General features: G+C 32.9%; 18 protein-coding genes. All 18 read left to right on the top strand.

The window, feature by feature from the left end; genetic code table 11:
- Positions 1-263: 263 nt before the first annotated feature.
- Complete coding sequence (locus tag KKI44_RS06160; protein WP_214590322.1) at positions 264-1,094, top strand: hypothetical protein; 831 nt, start codon at positions 264-266, stop codon at positions 1,092-1,094.
- 290 nt (positions 1,095-1,384) lie between these two features.
- Positions 1,385-2,266 carry a hypothetical protein gene (locus tag KKI44_RS06155; protein ID WP_214590321.1) on the top strand — a complete coding sequence of 294 codons (882 nt, stop codon included), beginning with the start codon at positions 1,385-1,387 and terminating at the stop codon, positions 2,264-2,266.
- Positions 2,267-2,362: 96 nt separating this feature from the next.
- A complete protein-coding gene (locus KKI44_RS06150) occupies positions 2,363-3,043 on the top strand; it encodes a hypothetical protein (protein ID WP_214590320.1) in 681 nt (226 codons plus the stop codon).
- Positions 3,043-3,333, top strand: coding sequence for a helix-hairpin-helix domain-containing protein (locus KKI44_RS06145; protein WP_214590319.1), 291 nt, complete (start codon positions 3,043-3,045; stop codon positions 3,331-3,333). Before KKI44_RS06150 ends, KKI44_RS06145 begins: the two co-directional genes overlap by 1 nt.
- A gap of 36 nt (positions 3,334-3,369) precedes the next feature.
- Entirely contained in the window at positions 3,370-4,116 is a 747-nt protein-coding gene (locus KKI44_RS06140) for a hypothetical protein (RefSeq protein ID WP_214590318.1), read from the top strand.
- Between the two features lie 256 nt (positions 4,117-4,372).
- Positions 4,373-5,521, top strand: coding sequence for a hypothetical protein (locus tag KKI44_RS06135; protein ID WP_214590317.1), 1,149 nt, complete (start codon positions 4,373-4,375; stop codon positions 5,519-5,521).
- Between the two features lie 179 nt (positions 5,522-5,700).
- Entirely contained in the window at positions 5,701-6,156 is a 456-nt protein-coding gene (locus KKI44_RS06130; protein ID WP_214590316.1) for a hypothetical protein, read from the top strand.
- Positions 6,157-6,385: 229 nt separating this feature from the next.
- Positions 6,386-7,072 carry a hypothetical protein gene (locus KKI44_RS06125; RefSeq protein ID WP_214590315.1) on the top strand — a complete coding sequence of 229 codons (687 nt, stop codon included), beginning with the start codon at positions 6,386-6,388 and terminating at the stop codon, positions 7,070-7,072.
- Positions 7,073-7,497: 425 nt separating this feature from the next.
- Positions 7,498-8,145, top strand: a complete 648-nt coding sequence (locus tag KKI44_RS06120) for a hypothetical protein (RefSeq protein WP_214590314.1) — start codon at positions 7,498-7,500, stop codon at positions 8,143-8,145.
- 102 nt (positions 8,146-8,247) lie between these two features.
- A complete protein-coding gene (locus KKI44_RS06115) occupies positions 8,248-8,751 on the top strand; it encodes a hypothetical protein (RefSeq protein WP_214590313.1) in 504 nt (167 codons plus the stop codon).
- A 55-nt stretch (positions 8,752-8,806) separates the two neighbouring features.
- A complete protein-coding gene (locus tag KKI44_RS06110) occupies positions 8,807-9,298 on the top strand; it encodes a leucine-rich repeat domain-containing protein (protein ID WP_214590312.1) in 492 nt (163 codons plus the stop codon).
- 355 nt (positions 9,299-9,653) lie between these two features.
- The gene (locus KKI44_RS06105) at positions 9,654-11,513 is read left to right on the top strand and encodes a hypothetical protein (RefSeq protein ID WP_214590311.1); all 1,860 of its coding nucleotides are present in this window, start codon (positions 9,654-9,656) and stop codon (positions 11,511-11,513) included.
- A gap of 67 nt (positions 11,514-11,580) precedes the next feature.
- The gene (locus tag KKI44_RS06100; RefSeq protein ID WP_214590310.1) at positions 11,581-12,486 is read left to right on the top strand and encodes a hypothetical protein; all 906 of its coding nucleotides are present in this window, start codon (positions 11,581-11,583) and stop codon (positions 12,484-12,486) included.
- On the top strand, positions 12,486-13,082 hold the full coding sequence (locus KKI44_RS06095) for a hypothetical protein (RefSeq protein WP_214590309.1): 597 nt from the start codon (positions 12,486-12,488) through the stop codon (positions 13,080-13,082). Before KKI44_RS06100 ends, KKI44_RS06095 begins: the two co-directional genes overlap by 1 nt.
- Positions 13,083-13,466: 384 nt before the next feature.
- On the top strand, positions 13,467-15,722 hold the full coding sequence (locus KKI44_RS06090; RefSeq protein ID WP_214590308.1) for a hypothetical protein: 2,256 nt from the start codon (positions 13,467-13,469) through the stop codon (positions 15,720-15,722).
- 50 nt (positions 15,723-15,772) lie between these two features.
- The gene (locus KKI44_RS06085) at positions 15,773-17,086 is read left to right on the top strand and encodes an ATP-binding protein (protein WP_214590307.1); all 1,314 of its coding nucleotides are present in this window, start codon (positions 15,773-15,775) and stop codon (positions 17,084-17,086) included.
- A gap of 25 nt (positions 17,087-17,111) precedes the next feature.
- Positions 17,112-17,681 (top strand): hypothetical protein, encoded by a 570-nt coding sequence (locus tag KKI44_RS06080; RefSeq protein ID WP_214590306.1) that lies wholly within the window; start codon positions 17,112-17,114, stop codon positions 17,679-17,681.
- A complete protein-coding gene (locus tag KKI44_RS06075) occupies positions 17,678-18,118 on the top strand; it encodes a lysozyme (protein ID WP_214590305.1) in 441 nt (146 codons plus the stop codon). Before KKI44_RS06080 ends, KKI44_RS06075 begins: the two co-directional genes overlap by 4 nt.
- Positions 18,119-18,168: the final 50 nt, after the last annotated feature.

Here is an 18,168-nt window from a genome sequence, read left to right as displayed (position 1 = left end):
GATTTTAAAATACTGTGATATACTACGTCACTGCACGAATCCTTTTGTGTAGGATTTTTATTATCCAATAATTTCTTAAAAAGTTTTTATCTTTATAAAAACATAATTGATGAGTCGTCATTACAAATTCTACAATCCTGAAGAATTATATTTCATAAGTTTGGCGGAATTTTTAAAAGATTATAATTATTAAACCACACGATGCAATTCTGCGGTAGCGAAGGGATAGAAGATGATAAAAATAACATTTTAAAACTCATTTTATGAAAATCTTAGAAAAATTAGAAGTGCTAATTGTTAAAATTTGCAACAATGATAAAATTAATGTAGAAAACAGTAACATTGATAAAATTAAAAACAGAACTTTTTTTAGCCAACGAATTTTGTCAAATGCTAAAGAATTTATGAAAATAGATTTTCCAGAAGATGATTATCAATATCATTCTATAAATGGTTTAATCTTAGATTGGGATGCTACTACCAATGACTCAGGCGAAGAGTATCTTTGGGGAGGATTTGACATTTTAGGTCTTTTCGAGTCTCTTGGTTATCCTTCCCATTTCTGGGATAATTACAATAACGACAGCCGTTTTTGGAAAAACAATCCACAACCCGAAGCTGAAGCCATCTGGGAGGAATTTTTACCTAAACTTAATTATTTTCAGAAGTCAGGGCATGGAGATGATGGTACTTATGGATGTATATTGCGAGAAGAAGGTGTTTATCCTTGTCCGATCTATTTTTTCGATTCAGGGATCTGGTTTAAAATGAATATGAGTCTTGAAGAATATTATGATACAATGATTGCTTGCAAAGCCGTATATTATTGGCAATATTTTTATATTGACACACAGGAAATTGTAAAAAAATTAGGAAACTACAAACCTGTTTATATAGAATATGACGCAAAATATTTACAAGGACCCCACCCATTTAGTGATAAATTTAAAGATGGAACATTTACATATTCTGCAGAGGGTGTTTTACATCAAATGAAAAATATTATTAAACGTTTTCCTAAGTTATTCCCTGATGTAGATTTAACTTATTTTAAAGAAAGGTGTGATGCTTTAGAAAAAGCTTTGAATTTATAATATTTAACAACAAATCTGTTATAAAGCGAAACTTCGATTAAAAGTTTCTCCCCACTGCTGCACGAATCCTTTCGTGCGGCATTTTTATCATCCAATAATTTCTTAAAAAGTTTTTATCTTTATAAAAACATAATTGATGAGTCGTCATTACAAATTCTACAATCCTGAAGAATTATATTTCATAAGTTTGGCGGAATTTTTAAAAGATTATAATTATTAAACCACACGATGCAATTCTGCGGTAGCGAAGGGATAGAAGATGATAAAAATAACATTTTAAAACTCATTTTATGAAAATATTAGAAAAATTAGAAGGGCTAATTATCGAAATATGTAATAATGGTAAAATAACAATAGATAAAAATAATATAGAAGAAGTAAAAAAGAGTGCTGATTTTTTCAGTCAACGTTTGCTTTCTCGTGCAGAAGAACGAATTAATTTGAAAATTCCTGACGAGGATTTTCAATATGATTCAATAGGCTCTTTAACTTTAGATTGGGATGCTACTACCAATGAATCTGACGAAGAATATCTTTGGGGAGGATTCCAATTGCTAAGCTTAATAGAGTCTTTAGGAATGCATTCTCATTTCTGGGATAATTACAACAGCGACAGCCGTTTTTGGAAAAACAATCCTCAACCCGAAGCCGAAGCCATCTGGAAAGATTTTTTACCTAAACTTAACTATTTTCATAAGTCAGGACATGGGGATGATGGTACTTATGGATGTATATTGCGGGAAGAAGGTGTTTATCCCTGTCCCATTTATTTTTTTGATTCAGGTATTTGGTTTAAAATGAATATGAGTCTTGAAGAATATTATCATACAATGATTGCTTGCAAAGCCGTATATTATTGGCAATATTTTTATATTGACACACAGGAAATTGTAAAAAAATTAGGAAACTACAAACCTGTTTATATAGAATATGGTGCAAAATATTTACAAGGACCCCATCCATTTAGTGATAAATTTAAAGATGGAACATTTACGTATTCTGCAGAGGGTGTTTTACATCAAATGAAAAATATTATTAAACGTTTTCCTAAGTTATTCCCTGATGTAGATTTAACTTATTTTAAAGAAAGATGTGATGCTTTAGAAAAAGCTTTGAACACATTAAATTTAATTCAAAAAGCAAAAGCAAAATTTCTTAGAAGTTTTATTTAAAAATTTCGAAAAGAATATATTTATTATACATTTTTGTATTTAGAAAGCGGAACCTCTGTAAAGAAGTTCCGCTTTTTAAATTCCGAAATAGACCTTGTGAGCCGAAATGTAGACACTGAAGCCAAATCGATAGAAAATGCACTGGGAAGAGCTATTCCTGTACTGATTGGTTTCTTAGCTTCATTATTAGGAATTGGCGGATTGGCAGATAAAATACTGGGCGTTATCAGAAAAATACGTCAGCGTATTGAGAATGCAATTGTGAAGTTCTGGAATTTTATTAAAGGGAAGGCAGGTAATTTATTAGGCAAGTTAGGAATTAGAAAACTTGGTTTGAGTAAAAAAGAAAATATTAATAAAATGCCTGATGGAAAAGAAAAATTATTTGCTAAACTTAGAAATGATGAACAAAAAATCAACGTTGACGGAGGACATAAATTGAAATTTGAAAATGAAGGAGAGTTAGCTGTTTATAGTACCAGAATAGGCTTAAGTGAATTATTAAGACAGAAGCAAGAAGAAATTCATTCAAACAAAACATCGAGGGATTACTCTAAAAAACAAGCTGCACTTAATAAACTAAGCACTGATAAAAAGAATTTTGGACAAGCACTTTCAAAGTATAAAGGTAAGCAGGCTGTAAAATATACTGCAAATGTAAAAGAAGAATATAATACTATGAAAAGAATACTGACATCTATGGCCGCATCACTTGAGGTTATAGGTGTAAATATAGAAACTATTTCATTAGTTCCTACCCAAGTTAATATGATTTAGTGAATGAACGACGGAGAGAAGTATCTAAAAGATATGATCAAAATCTTGAAATTCCTCAACCTTACACCGTAAATATTAATACTGCAAGTGGTGGACGTTTACAGCAGGTTGCCAAGGCTAATGATGTGGCAGGATTATCAGGATTCTTTAAAAATTTAGTAAAAGAAAAAGAAGATAATGGTAATTTTAGAAATATAAATGACGTTGAAAGACGTATGAGTGGTGTAGCTAAAGAAAGCCATATTGATAAATTAGAGATTTTAATAGATGCAAATAAATTAATATTTTAAAAATATTACTTTAATTTTAAAAGTTTTTATAATGTTATGATAGATATTGAAAAAAAATTTAAGAATAGGAAAAACAGTTTGTCCAAAGAAATTTATGATTCAGATTATTTAGTCTCATCAGGTGCAGTATATATGCCAAGTGAGGCTATACCCCGGAAAGACTTAGAAATAAAATTAAAAGAAGTAAATCTTACTTTTCCCGAAAGTTTAATAGATTTTTATAGTCAAGCAGCTAAACTTAATGTTACATGGAGGATAATTGATGACAGTTTTCAAAATGGTAGAGAAAAAGAAGCTTTATTCAAAGAAGATCCATGGATAAAAAAAGAATATTTAGATAACGGATACAGTTGGGAAGCTGTAAAAATATTGTTAAGTGGTAATCTCAATATAACCCAATTTAAAAATGTTATTGATTTAGAAAATGTAAAAGCGACAGGAATGTATCAAGCAGCAGAAAGTTTAGGTTTAAAAGGAGGAGATTTACGACCTATTGATACTAATGAATTTGCTGTTGCATGTATGAAAGTTGAAAATGGTAAGTTGATAGATAATATGTTTCTCTATACAGGTTTTGGTGGTTTCCCAGAAGCTTTATACGATATGAAAGTTACATTTGAACAATATCTGGAAGTAGCCTATAAAGCCAAATGTTTTAATTATTGGAATTTAACTTATTGTTTAAAAAAAGAATCACCAAGCTATGAACTAATGAAACGTTTTTTTCCTATGATCTTTCCTCATTTGGAATCTGATTTGTCAGAATTTGGGATAATATATTAGTATTTAAGAGAATTAAAAAAGCGAAATTTCATTTGAAGTTTCGCTTTTTTTATGACAAAATGTTTAAAGTTTTGCATGCATGATGAAATCAAAAATTGGAAATAATTATTTTTGTTAGCCATCTAATTTTCTTTTGAATATTCTAAGAAATTTATAAGGCGATAAATAAGTTATAGAAAATGCTTTTAAAAGTAGAAATATTATTAAAACAAACATGTGAGAGCCATGTCGTTAAAGAAATAGAATAATAATAATTATGGAAATAAACAAAGTACATTCTGATCTGAAAGAAATATATAAAGCTAAAGATGTAGAAGAAAAATTTAACTTCAAATTTGAGTATCAAAATGAAAAAGAAATATTAATAGAATGTTTAAAACAAGGATTTTGGTCCATAATGCCATTTGGATTTGAAGGAGATAATATTTTAGCCTTTCAATTAACTCCTTACAAAAAAATATATATAGAGACACCTATAATATCATTTAATAATACTTATCAAGAATGTTTTATGCTTGCTCCTAATATACAAGCATTAATACCTATGGCTAATTTGGTCTTTATGGATGAAGTATTTTTTATAAAACAATTTCAGGAAAGAATAGAAGAAACCATAACATTATCCCAATCATTTTTTGATTATTTTGGAGGTGGAGATTTGGAATTTTTTAAAGAATTTTTATTGTCCCAGTCCAATCAGGAACGTTTTGAAAATCCTGACGAGTATAAAGAAGATTTTTATAAAGAATTCTGGAGTCATTATTATGATACAGCAGAAAACACAAAAGCTTTTGAATTATTCGATAAACTTATTCAGAGATTAACATATTTGCCAGAATACGAGGATGTTGATCAAGACTATGGTCTTTGGAATAACTACATAGGTAATGTACTCGCTAAAAGAGCTTACTCGAGAATTAAAATAGAAGATAAATATAAATGGAAACATTATTGGAGGTGTGCACAGTTACCTCATGGTTTTGATTGTGATAATAAAAGTTTTGAAAAATATACCATTCGCCTTGGAAATTCGAGCTCTCTATTGGATTCTTTATCTCCCTCATTTGATTCAAGATGGGAAGAGCAATATGCGATTTTTCCAGAAGAAGTAAAAAAACATCCTCTTTTTGAAGCTACTGAGGCTATAAGAAAAGTAGGAGGTTATTCAGGTGATCTTCATATTAAAGCTGCGGTAATTTTAGAAAAAGAATATAATGATCCCATAGGCTGCTGGAATGCTTTAATCAGTGCAAGTTATTGGGCAGGAAGACAAGGAAATCTGGATTTGGTGGAAATGTGTTGGGGTTTAGCAATTGATCTTTCCAGAACCCATGGCTGGACTGAGATTCATAATATTTTATCTGAACAGATGGAATTTTACTATCATTACAAAGATAAGATCTAAAAGTTTATCTCTTAAAACGAAGTTTCTATTTTTTAGAAGCTTCGTTTTTTTTTGCTTAATATTTAGATGCTGAAAAAGGTCTTGAAATAATTCCGATTGTCCGCAAAGACGGTGCTGCTGGATTATGGGAATACCTGAAAGACCAGTTTGCCGATCTTAAAGCGACCGTAATGGATGCTATGATGGACATTATCCAGACGCAGGTGATTCAGGCGGGAATTAAATGGGTGATGGGATTGATGACTCCGGTAGGAGCCTTTATTAAAGCCGCAATGGCGATTATCGATATGGTTAAATTCTTCATCCAGCGAGCTGCCCAGATTATGGAACTGGTAAAAGCATTTACAGACAGCATTAAAGCCATTGCGAGCGGAAACGTAAGTGCCGTCGCAAAATCCATAGAAAATGCATTGGGAAGAGCAGTTCCTGTACTCATTGGTTTCTTAGCTTCCTTATTAGGAATTGGCGGATTGGCAGATAAAATACTGGGCGTTATCCGAAAAATACGTCAGCGTATTGAGAATGCTATTGTGAAGTTCTGGAATTTTATTAAAGGGAAAGCTAAAGGATTGCTTGGTAAGATTGGTTTTGGCGAGAAGAAATCTAAGAAGAAAAAAATGACAAAGATAAAATAGGCAATAATCCTATTATAAATTAAGAGGCAATAAACGAGATTCAGCAGTAAATTTCAATGAGGCTTCTTTAGAAGATCTTAAATCTGTTTTTAGTGAAAAATAGCAACTGCAATATTTAATTTGAGAGATAGAAAAGGAGTGTTAGAAATTGAGGTTTTAATTAAAATAAACCATCTTCCAAAGAAAAATTAAATAAATTAGTAGCAAAAGAAAAAATCGAATTTTAAATATGGATAAATACGATTATCAAAGATTAGTAAAGCCATTAATTGAGGCTGAGGACCTAAAATTAATAAAATTTATTGGAGGAAATGGACCAAGAAGTACTAAATCAAAAGGTAAAGATTTTTTTAATGAATATAAAGACTATTTAATCAATAAAATGCATGAATTTTATAGTTTTACCAATGGTTATTCATATGAATGGGAAGGTAATATTCCTGCAAATATTGGAGGACAAAAAACAAGTGAACGCGGAATAATAAACATACTTCCTTTAGATGAATTATTTCAAAAGCATAGTGTTATTGAACTTGAAGTGGGTCGCGGATATTACATACAAGGTGAAGATTCTTTTTCCAAAACAGGCCAGTTTATTCCTGTAGATTATATTGAAGATATTTGTGCTGGTGTATTTAGTAAAGAGAATGAAGATGAAATGGTTTATTTTCATGATTTCGGAATTGATTTCTATCCATTAAAAATAAATTTTGAAGGTTATGTAGAACTTGTTTTTGCTGCAAGAGGTTATATGATGTGGCAATATGTACTTGTTTATCTGGAATATGGAAAATATGATGTTGCAATGCTTGGAAAATCCAGATACGATGATTTTGCAGAAAATATGCCGATAATCTTTCCAGATTTTAATATGGAAGAGTTTATAAAATTATATGAATCTTTAAAAATTAAATAATATTTGAAAGCGATATTTCTGTTCTTAGAAGTTCGTTTTTTTACTCATCGCTGCCCCTCCGCTGCGGCACGAATCATTTCTTGTAGCATTTTATCATCCAATAATTTCTTAAAAGTTTTTATCTTTATAAAAAACATAATTGATGAGTCGTAATTACAAGTTTCACAATCCTGAAGGATTATATTTCATAAGTTTAGCGAAATTTTTAAAAGCTTATAATTATTAAACCACACGATGCAATCGTACGGTAGGGAGGGGAATAATTAAAGAAGCTGTTTTAAGGATAAAAGGAAGGATAACAGTAAACAATATTAAAGCGGAATTGTCTAAAACAGAAGATCCAAATATATTATCTAGATTGAATTTTACTGTTGAAAAATTAAAAAACATGAGTAATGTAACATTAACTACTGAAATAGAATAATATGAATTATACATTTTTTTTCGATGATGACATCTTTGATTCGTTAATAAAAGCAAAGGAACAAAAGAAAATTAAATATTTTGATATACGGACCAAGCCTTCGCTAAAAGTTGTATTGGAAGATTTAAATAGATTAGATATTATCCATAAAGGAATAAAAAGATTTTATGAAAAAAGAGGTGACGGCTTTGAATTAGAATGGTGGGCAAATGAAAAAAAAGGAATAGGAGGAAAAATACAATTTGCTCAAACGAAGTATCTCTTTTCTGAAGATAATAATTTGTATGACGAGGAAGATGAAGAAGATCTTAAATATTTTCGACCGCTTGATTATCCAACACCTGAAAGTTATGTAGGTTTTATCATAACGCCAGACACAATAGACGAATCATTGTATTATATGAGTATCAGCGATTATGAGCTAAACGATTTAGACTTGGATTATGAAGGTTATACTCAAATGGCGGTTGAAGCGCGTGTATTTAATCATTGGCAACTAGTTTTATTATATTATATGGATGGAGAAGGCATTGGTTTGGTAGAAACAGAGACCTTTAAAACTGAAATGCCAAAAATATTTCCTGATTGGACTTGGGAAAATTTCATTGCCAAGTTTGAAAGTCTGCGCCTTTCTAATAAAAACAAATAAAAATTTTCAAAAAAAAATTAAAGCGGAACTTCTGATGGGAGTTTCGCTTTTTTATTAAAGAACTATCTTTAAGCTCTCAAACTGAGAAATTTCAAAATAACCATGACAGATTTTATAAAAAAACTAGAAAAAGAGTTTGATATTCAAATTATTCGTTCCAAAGAACACATCTGGGAAAATTATTATGATGTAGATGAAGATGGGAATATTAAAACATTATATTTAAATAAGGTTGATTTAAAGGATATTGATGTATTATTACCAATAGCAGACAGTCTTGTTAAATTAGCCCTTCCATATTGTAATGTGGAAATGTTACGTCCATTAAATGCTTTTTCACGGTTAGAAACATTAGATTTAACCAGCAATAAATTACCGGAAAAATCCTTTAGGTATTTAGGGGATTTAAAAAGTCTGAGAAATCTGGATTTGGGAGCAACTGGACTTAAAGATACTTCTTTGTTGGGCGATTTAATTAATTTGGAAATATTATATATCAGTTGCAATCCGTATCTCGAAGTAAATGGTTTGGAACATTTAAAGTTCCTACAGCGGTTAGATGTCACTCTGACTAAAATTGATCATATAAAAAAAAATAAATGTTAATGAAAATATCCGTTCTTTAAATATTGGAGAAACGAAAATTGATAAAATAACCGATTTGGAGCGCTTTCCCTATTTGGAAGAATTGAGAGTAAATGGAAGTCGGGTAGACAAAATTGAGGGTTTGGATACCTTACGCAATCTCAAACAACTTCTTATTTCGAGTACTCATGTAGAAGAAATTGAAGGTTTGGAAAGCTTGAAAAATTTAGAAGTATTAGACTTAAGCCGTAATGAGATTTCAAAAATCAAAGGATTGGATAATCTGAAAAATTTAAAAAGATTAAATTTAAGTGAAAATAATATCAGCAAAGTGGAGAATTTAGATCGTCTTATTAATCTGGAGTTTTTAACTTTGGAAGTTAATAAAATTAAAGAGTTTGATGCTTCCTTTTTATCTAATTTGGTTTCCGAATGCTTCATTTCTCTATGTTTTACAGGAGATTATATCAAAGAGATTAAAGATGTTCCAAAGAATGTAACAATTAAGTTTGAAGCTGATCATTTTGTACCGAGAACATTATATAGATCAAAGGATTTGTTTCGATAATAAAAAGAAACTGTCTCAAAAATGAGGCAGTTTCTTTTTTACCCCTGAGTTTCTCACTTTTTTTAAATTTTTGATAGCTTAATAAAAGATTTCATGCTCGTTTTCCTTTCGGATACTTCTTCATTTATTCAATATAAGCGTCTTATTTTTCTTTTGAAAAAGCAGTGAAATTTTCCACCGGTAAATAAAAGCTTCTTAAGCTATACAGAATTTATGACTTACTGCAACTACAGAATGCAGGAGGCTAAAAACTTTAATAAGAAGAAAAAAATAAGGAATTTTGAACCCTCAAGTACAGATACTATTGGATCCAAATCAGCTGTGCTAAAAACTTAGAAAAGTTAAAAAATTAAGTATGGAAAAAAATGAATCAACAACAAAAGAAATTCTAAAATTCTATTTTGAAACCGGAAAGAAACCTACCGAAGCTCAGTTCTCAGAATTTTTAGATTCTTACTGGCATAAAAAGGAAAGCATTCCTAAAGAAAAAATCGAAGGGTTAGAAAATCTGTCGTTAGACTTTGATCTTCTTTGGTCACCCACCAGCAAAAAACTGTCTTTGGCAGATGCTCAGGGAAACGTATTGTCGGAAATTTCTTTGCAGTCTCTGGACAATGAGGGGACAGACTTAAGGTATAATACTGCTACAGCGTCGTTGGAACTTTATAATGCAGACAATGAGCTTTTAGACAGCATTCCGGTATCTGATTTTGTAAATAATGTAGGTACGCAACTGGCTTTAAATTCCAATATTTTACAGTTAAAAGACAGCAAAGGAAACGTACTGTCGAATGTGATGTTTGCTGTTTCTAACATTGGAGGATTGCAGACGGTATTGGATACGAAAGCAGAAAAAAACGTAGCTGTTAATACTGTTTCTCCGTTACAGGGAGGTGGTAATTTGTCGTCAGACAGAACATTAAGCATATCTCAGTCTAATACGAATACTTCGGGTTATCTTAGTAATACAGACTGGAATACATTTAATAATAAATTCGATAAACCTACCATGGGAGCCAATTATCTCGGAAGATGGAACGGCTCAACATTTATTAACGGTGTGTTGCAGGATAACGGAACCAGTGCAGGAATCGGGAGTAACAATTATAACAATATTATCTGGTCTGTCGACTCTTCTTCTAAAGCAGCGCTTATCGCTCCAAGAATGACTCAGGCGCAAAGGCTTGCTATTTCTTTAGGAACCATTCAGGCGGGAGCTATTGTTTATCAGACTGATGGCACAGTAGGATATTATCTCTGGAACGGAAGTTCATGGGGAACTTTGGGAAGTAATATTGCTACTGCAGATCTTACCAATACCCAGGCAAGAACATTTACGCAGAATGCGGATTTTACATGGAATACTTTAGGAAATGCTTATTTTTTGAAAGGACTGAAGGATGTAGGCAGTGATTACAAAGACCATCCTAAAGTTTTAAGAATAGACTCAAATACAAAACAGGTTGTAGAAGGTGATGCTCTGGTTGTAACCATACCGGATACTTTACCTAACCCTGTTACACCAACATCACAAACTTTAAATATAGTTCACACTTATACAAACAGTCCTACCGCATTAGATACCAATGTAAAGGATTTAAATGATTTTATTATGAATATAGGGAATTTAAAATTTACACATTTAACGGTAGACGATTGGAATTTAATTAATGCTAATCCAAATACAGCTGCTGTTATGTCAGCTTCTAATGGAATTGCTTTAAAAACGAATAATCTGGCGGCATTTGCTCAAGGAGAAATTATGGCTTGTGCTTATCCCAATTTGGTTTTACCCGCTAATAAAAACTGGGTGTTTATAATTGGTGGTACGGTGGGAGAATATTATTCAAGCAAAAATATAGGGGTTATAGGAATTTGTGAAAGCTCTGCCAAAACAAACGTAGGGGTTTTAAATAGCTATTTATCATCTCTTTCAGCTGGTTGGGGATACTACAGTATAAATCACATTACTATAAGTGCTGATACTACTCCAATTGCTCAAAGAATTGATTTAGGAAATAGCACCTGTATTTTTATCAAGGTAGGAAATATATTAAATACTACTGTGAGGTCAGGAGGTTCGGTAAAAACTTTTAATATAGATGTAACAGGCATCAATGCTTTTAAACCTTTATGTTCATTGATAAGAAGTTATTGGAATGATAATACAGGTAATTGTATCAGCGATTTTGGAAAATACTGGATCGAATCTTAAGAATAAAGAAGTAAATTTTATAAACTAAAAAAGACATTTTAAAAAATCCAAACAAAAAATAAAAAATATGGAAGAAAATAAAATAACACCACGGGAGGTGTTGAAATCTTATTTTGAAAAAGGGGATTATCCCACGCAAGATCAATTTGCGGAATTAATAGATTCTTTAAAACATAAAGATGACATTCTCACTAATAAAGAAACAGTAGAATTTGCAAACAGCTTAGCTTCTATGGACAACGGATATGTTATCTATTATATAGATTTGAATAATGGCGGAAAAGAACTGAAATTTCCACTGGTTATAAGTCAGGATGGATTTGAGGATCAGGTCATAGAAATTGGGAATACTTACGGCAATGAAAAAAGACAGTACTTTTTAGACAATGGACCCTATATTATTAAAGCAAAAAAGTTTCCAAAAGAAGGATTAAATAATTACGAATATTATCGATTATATTATCAAATAGAATCTAATTACGGAATTTATAGATTTTTTGGAAATAACCTGCCAACAATTCCCGAAGGATTTGAATTCGGAACGCTTACAGATAAAAGATTTTTAGTTCAAATATATAAAGATAACTTAGGTCAGCAATTAAACATTGTAAACACTAATATTAAATTTATAAATAATACTGATCTATCTATTCAGTATAGACCAGAATCTGGTTATTGGGGACATAGATTTATTGATAAAGATTTTGTTACCGATCATTACAATCTTTGGGACAATTTATATTTTTATTACAAAGCAGATCTCACTACAGTAACTCAAAATATAGTGTGTCAGGCTTATGACGAAGATACGGGACAGCTTTTAATGACCGGTTATCTGTATGCAGGGCAAAATAATGTAAATACATGGGGCGGCGGTTCTGCAAATATGGTAAGAAACATCAGAATCGAATGTAATTATCTAAACAATCAAGTTATTCAAAATAATCAACCTACAAGTACAATTATAGACTAATGAAACTAAAAATATTTGAACAAAATCAGCATCTTAAGGATCTTACACCTTTTGAGCTAATGGCAAAAGATATCACTATTTTAAATGGAATTGTGAAAGGCGAGCCAATCTATGAAAAAGGAAGAAAAACCAGTACAGGTTACTTTTTAGACAAAGAACAGACGAATCTTGCAATTCAGAAAAGTTTTTCTGATGAACTGGATGAAAATGGATTTTTAAAAGGATTGAACATCGTTATTAAATGGTTCGATATCTATGGAAATCCTGTACTTGTTAAGCCTGTGTATGTCTCCCTGTCACTTTCAGAAAGTGCAGAGATGATTATTAAAAGACGCAAACGTATTATTGATTATCTCAAGGAATCGGGTGTAAGATTAGGTGTAAAACATCATATCGATTCCCTTTTCAGTCATTATACAAATTATCAGCAGTCCGGAGTTACAAAAAATCTTTTAAATAGCTTTATTGAAAACGGATCAGATGAATTGAAGCAGGCCGTTGCCAATGAAAATAATCAGGAAATAGCAGATATTTTAAATCATGTATTGCCTAACGGAACCACTATCAAAGACTCATTATTGGATCAGATAGCATAATAAACCGTAATCTATATCAGGTAATAGTATTTTTTAATTCCAAACAAACAATTTTATCATTACAAAATTGAATTTGGCTAAACTATAGCGCTTTAACAACTCTAAAAATTGCCAAATAGCTATAACTTCATGCAGCTCGGGTAAAGTCTTCTTTACGCTTTCAATCAATCACTTTTTTTTAAAACGTAATCATTGCTGTATAGTAGATGAGTTTCTTTTATACTCAAATTAAAAAATATTCATCTCCGAATAATTAAGGAATATCTTTTCCGACTTAACCAAATTTTAATCACCTGTTATAAACAATCACTCGGTAAAGCTTTTCTAAAGTTTTACCGATGATACAATTTCTTGAACTCTAAACACAAAATAAAAATCTTTTCCATGTTAATACCAACACCATTAAACACCATATTAAGTTACTTCCAGACCGGAGATATTCCTACTCAGGAAGAATTTCAGGCATCCTGGTCATCATTTTGGCATAAAAACGATGCGATTCCGACGAGTAAAATTGAAGGACTGGATAAGCAGCTGCAAAATAAAGCAGACAAAGCAGCTTTTGATGCACATACATTAAATCAGGATTCCCATATCAATTATTTAGCCACCAAAGATGCTTCAAATTTAGACAGCAGCCATCTTCAGGCGTGGAAAACAGCACTAGGAGTAGGAAAACAACCTGAAAATACCGCTACTATTGATGACGCAAATAATACGGGAACGGTTTATACAAAAGACCAGAGCGATGCGAAATATATGCTTTTAAACGATTTTGTAGACAGCAATCAAAAGATCCTTGCCGAAAAAATCGAGGCTTTGGGCATAACCAATCTCGTTGAAGGTGCTGAAAAAGACATCTCTTTATTTGCAGAACATTCTGAATCATACGAATTTCAGGATAACGATTTTATTGCAATTCCGGATTCGGCAGGAAGCTTTTCCCTTTATCTTTTTAAAGGCGGTGTAAAAACCAATAAATATAATTATCTGCCTACAGGAATCTCGAATGTAACCATCGGAATGGTGGAAGGACTTCAGGGTGAACTGAATAAAAAAATAGAAAAGCCTCTTTCGGATGGGAAATTTTATATTAAAAGATCATCAGGAGTTACAACAACAGAAACGCTGGCAGATGAAACACTAGCTTCTGTTGTGAGCAGAGATGCATACTCCCCGAAACCGATTACTTTTCTGGATGGTTCCGAACGTACTTATGCCAATATTGGAGTGAATCCAGCAACTTATTCCTTTTTCTGGGGCAATATTAATCCTAATCATACTGGATTTTACAATCATACATTCGGATACAACTGCCTCTCAAAAGTAACCACCGGAAATAACAATATTGCTTTTGGGGCTGCTGCAGGACAGGAACTTACAACAGGATCGTTTAATACGTTTGTTGGAGTTGTTGCAGGGCAAAACGCAGTTTCCGGAAACTCTAATGTAATGGTAGGAGAAGAAACCGGATTTAAAGTAACGTCCGGATTTAAGAACACCTTAGTAGGAACAGCATCCGGATATAATATGACCACCGGAAATCTGAATACGCTTATCGGTTACAAAGCATCTAATACAGCAGGTTTAGGCGATCGTAATATCATCATCGGAGCATCTTCAGGACAGGGAATTACAGGTCAGAATAATATCCTGATCGGTGTTGGAGCAGGTCATAACGACGGTGCATTATCCAATAAACTTATTATCCACTCCAATAATACTTTAACGGGATATAATAACACTTCCGAAGGCATTTTTGGAAGTTTTCAGCAGAGTACTCTTGCCATGGCTTTAATTACCGGAGATTTTCTTCAGAGATGGGTAAAGTTTAACGGATCATTTTCCATCAATCCGTCATACATTCCGGCAGGAGACGCATCTTACAATAAAGTATTTGTGGGGAATTCTTCAGGGCAGTTTGGTTGGATCAATAAAACAGATCCTGTTCCGTTATCGGGGACTTTACCCGGAAAACCTGTAACGGGAGAAATAGAATTTTCAACCGAAGGGGGAGGAGCCATTAAAAGTGGAGCTGCCAGTATTTCCGTTGCCGACGGATTTACAACCATATTCTCGGGTGATCTTATGGGCGACAGAACTCAGATATTATCAAGTCCCATGCAGATTTCGTTGTCTCAGGGATTAGACAAATACATCAATCTTACCCAATGGCTGGACAGAATAGATGTGGGAGCTCCAACTGATGGTCCCGGTATCGTAGGGCAGAATTATTATGGAGATAATTATACAGAAAATTCTTTTGTTCAGAAAAGATGGGTAGACGAAAAGATAAAAAGCATTACAGGAAGCAGCTATAAAATTTACAGAGCATTATTAAACAATGCAGGCGGAACTTTTGATCCAAAATTCATCGTACTGGAAAATACACTCGGAGATATTGAATGGGCACGTACCGATTACGGACAGTTTACAGGAAAAATGGGCGATGCATTTCCGGAAAATAAAGTATGGATTAATGCAAGAATAAATAAACCGTATAAAAAAGACCGTGCAGAATGTTACTGCTACAGAGCATCGGCAGATCATATAATTCTGAGTGTTTTTAATACTTCAGACCAATCTCCGATAGATTTTGAAGAACAGTACGGTGTTATTGAGATCTATGTTTACGACTAAGGATAACCGGAACTTAAATTTTAAATTAATAAAGAAAAAGAATAGAATTAATGGATTCAATACAATTACAAAACTTATTTACCCATTTAGAAAGCGTTATTACATGGCGCGTTAGTCATTCTGATGAAGATTTTAATCTGGCACCCCAGTTTAATCCGAACGATTACAAAGGCTCTCATCTGGGAAATTACATTTCAGAAAAAAAACTGACTCATCAGGAAGTTATTATTTTATTAATGGCTTTACTGCCGAGATTGGATCCATCTTTACTGAAGAGAGTTTATCTTGAATATCCATCCAGTCCGTTCTTTGATTTCTGTTCGGTTAACGACAACGGAAGACTTTTTAATCCTGCTGTTCAGGCATTGCAGTACATTCTTGGCGGAGAAAGTATTTCTGAACGATTAAAAGCACTGGATTATTTCGGGCAGAATTCAGTATTGGTAAAAGAAGAACTTCTTGTTTTTTCAGGTTCTGCACAGGAAAGCACATCGGTTAATAGTCTGTTCAGTGTTCATCAGGATGCTTTTGATGCTTTAATGTTTGGGACAGAACAGCTTCCTAAAATGAGCAGCGATTTTCCTGCGGAACAGCTTCACACAGGCAGAACATGGGCAGATTTAATCCTTCCTCAAACTACTCTGGAAGAGCTTAAAGGTATTGAAGACTGGTACAACAGCAGCCGGATTTTAATGGAAGACTGGGGAATGCAGAAAAAACTTAAACCGGGCTTCCGCGTACTGTTTTATGGAGATCCCGGAACCGGAAAAACGCTTGCTGCAAGTCTCTTGGGAAAATATACCCAGCGTCCTGTGTTCAGAGTAGATGTATCTATGCTGGTTTCAAAATATATCGGCGAAACAGAAAAACATCTGGCAAAATTATTCGATAAGGCAGAAAATAAAAACTGGATATTATTTTTTGATGAAGCGGATGCTATTTTCGGGAAAAGAACCAATGTTCGCGATGCGCATGATAAGTATGCCAATCAGGAAGTCTCCTACCTCCTGCAGCGGATAGAAACTTTTTCGGGACTAATTATTCTGGCGTCCAATTTCAAAAACAATATGGATAAAGCCTTTACGAGACGTTTCCACAGCTGTATAAAATTCAATAATCCTAAGTACGAAGAACGTCTGCGCATCTGGGAACAGAATTTACCGCAGCAGCTGGATTTGGGAGATATTAATCTGGATCAGATTTCCAGAAGATACGAACTTACAGGATCCAATATTATGAACATCATTCAGGATGTATGCTTAAAGGCTATTGCATCGGAAGAACCGGGATATAAAGTTAATTCGGAGATGCTGTTGGAAAGTATCAGGAAAGAATATTTAAAAGAGGATAAAGTATTCTCATAAAACTCCAATTTCAAACACCAAGATCATGAAAATAAAAACTTTACTGCTCATCACGCTAATGAGTATTGCTTTTGGCTGCAGAAGTAAAAATAAAGTAGTCACTCATTATGAAGAAAACAGAAAGGAATCAGAAAAAGTAAAAACAGATTCCCTGAGTTCACAAAACCGGCAGTCTGCTCAGAACACTTCCTCGCAAACGCTTTCTGATGATAGAAAAGACGAAGAATCGGGAGAAATATTTATCAAAGGAAAATCCGATGAAGCCAATCCTTTTGTTTACCACAACATTGTAGGGAAAGATACGCTTCAGAGTATTTCAATTGTGGGAAATGCAGAATATATTATCAATAATCATTATGTGAAATCAGACAACAAAAAATCAGAGATAAAAAAAGAGCAGGCGGTAAGTCTTATCCGGAACACAGATCAGAAAATCATTTCTAAAGAAGTAAAAAAAGAATCTGATCTCAAAATTTCTGCACAGACAAAAAAGATAAAAGTAAACGGATTTCAGGCAGGCGCATGGATTGTTATCACCATCATTGCAGGAATTATAATTCTCGCATTTTTCACCTATAAATATTTTAAAAAATGACAACATCACAAAAAGGTATAAACTTCATTTTATCATTCGAAGGCTTCAGCGCAAAACCTTATCTGGATTCTGCCGGAATTCCGACAATCGGCTACGGAAATACCTATTATCCCGGAGGCAAAAAAGTGACCATGAAAGATCTGCCGATTACAAAGGAAAAAGGGGCAGAATTGTTTGCATCGGTTTTACCCACCTATGAAAAAATAGTGTCAGCAAAAATTAAAATTCAGCTTACCCAAAACCAGTTCGATGCTCTTGTTTCGCACACGTACAACACAGGCGGATCGGATACCTTGTTCTCACTTATCAATAAAAAAGCAGATGCAGAATCCATCAGAACCTGGTTTACTACAAAATACACCACAGCAGGCGGAAAAGTTCTGGCAGGTTTGGTGAGAAGAAGAAAAGCAGAAGCGGATTTGTTTTTTGAGAAGTAATATTACGGAAAACCTTAGTATTGCATTTTATAAATATGTGTATATTTGTC

Origin of the sequence: Chryseobacterium sp. ZHDP1 (assembly GCF_018603435.1) — a bacterium.
GTDB lineage: Bacteria > Bacteroidota > Bacteroidia > Flavobacteriales > Weeksellaceae > Chryseobacterium > Chryseobacterium indicum.
This window is presented reverse-complemented; position numbering and strand designations above follow the sequence as displayed.

What these genes read in the sequence shown, in the direction of transcription:
- KKI44_RS06125 (WP_214590315.1), top strand. Translation starts at nt 6,386, where the DNA reads ATGGATAAATACGATTATCAAAGATTAGTAAAGCCATTAATTGAGGCT.
- KKI44_RS06115 (WP_214590313.1), top strand. Translation starts at nt 8,248, where the DNA reads ATGACAGATTTTATAAAAAAACTAGAAAAAGAGTTTGATATTCAAATT.
- KKI44_RS06120 (WP_214590314.1), top strand. Translation starts at nt 7,498, where the DNA reads ATGAATTATACATTTTTTTTCGATGATGACATCTTTGATTCGTTAATA.
- KKI44_RS06140 (WP_214590318.1), top strand. Translation starts at nt 3,370, where the DNA reads ATGATAGATATTGAAAAAAAATTTAAGAATAGGAAAAACAGTTTGTCC.
- KKI44_RS06075 (WP_214590305.1), top strand. Translation starts at nt 17,678, where the DNA reads ATGACAACATCACAAAAAGGTATAAACTTCATTTTATCATTCGAAGGC.
- KKI44_RS06160 (WP_214590322.1), top strand. Translation starts at nt 264, where the DNA reads ATGAAAATCTTAGAAAAATTAGAAGTGCTAATTGTTAAAATTTGCAAC.
- KKI44_RS06090 (WP_214590308.1), top strand. Translation starts at nt 13,467, where the DNA reads ATGTTAATACCAACACCATTAAACACCATATTAAGTTACTTCCAGACC.
- KKI44_RS06085 (WP_214590307.1), top strand. Translation starts at nt 15,773, where the DNA reads ATGGATTCAATACAATTACAAAACTTATTTACCCATTTAGAAAGCGTT.
- KKI44_RS06135 (WP_214590317.1), top strand. Translation starts at nt 4,373, where the DNA reads ATGGAAATAAACAAAGTACATTCTGATCTGAAAGAAATATATAAAGCT.
- KKI44_RS06105 (WP_214590311.1), top strand. Translation starts at nt 9,654, where the DNA reads ATGGAAAAAAATGAATCAACAACAAAAGAAATTCTAAAATTCTATTTT.
- KKI44_RS06130 (WP_214590316.1), top strand. Translation starts at nt 5,701, where the DNA reads ATGATGGACATTATCCAGACGCAGGTGATTCAGGCGGGAATTAAATGG.
- KKI44_RS06095 (WP_214590309.1), top strand. Translation starts at nt 12,486, where the DNA reads ATGAAACTAAAAATATTTGAACAAAATCAGCATCTTAAGGATCTTACA.
- KKI44_RS06155 (WP_214590321.1), top strand. Translation starts at nt 1,385, where the DNA reads ATGAAAATATTAGAAAAATTAGAAGGGCTAATTATCGAAATATGTAAT.
- KKI44_RS06080 (WP_214590306.1), top strand. Translation starts at nt 17,112, where the DNA reads ATGAAAATAAAAACTTTACTGCTCATCACGCTAATGAGTATTGCTTTT.
- KKI44_RS06100 (WP_214590310.1), top strand. Translation starts at nt 11,581, where the DNA reads ATGGAAGAAAATAAAATAACACCACGGGAGGTGTTGAAATCTTATTTT.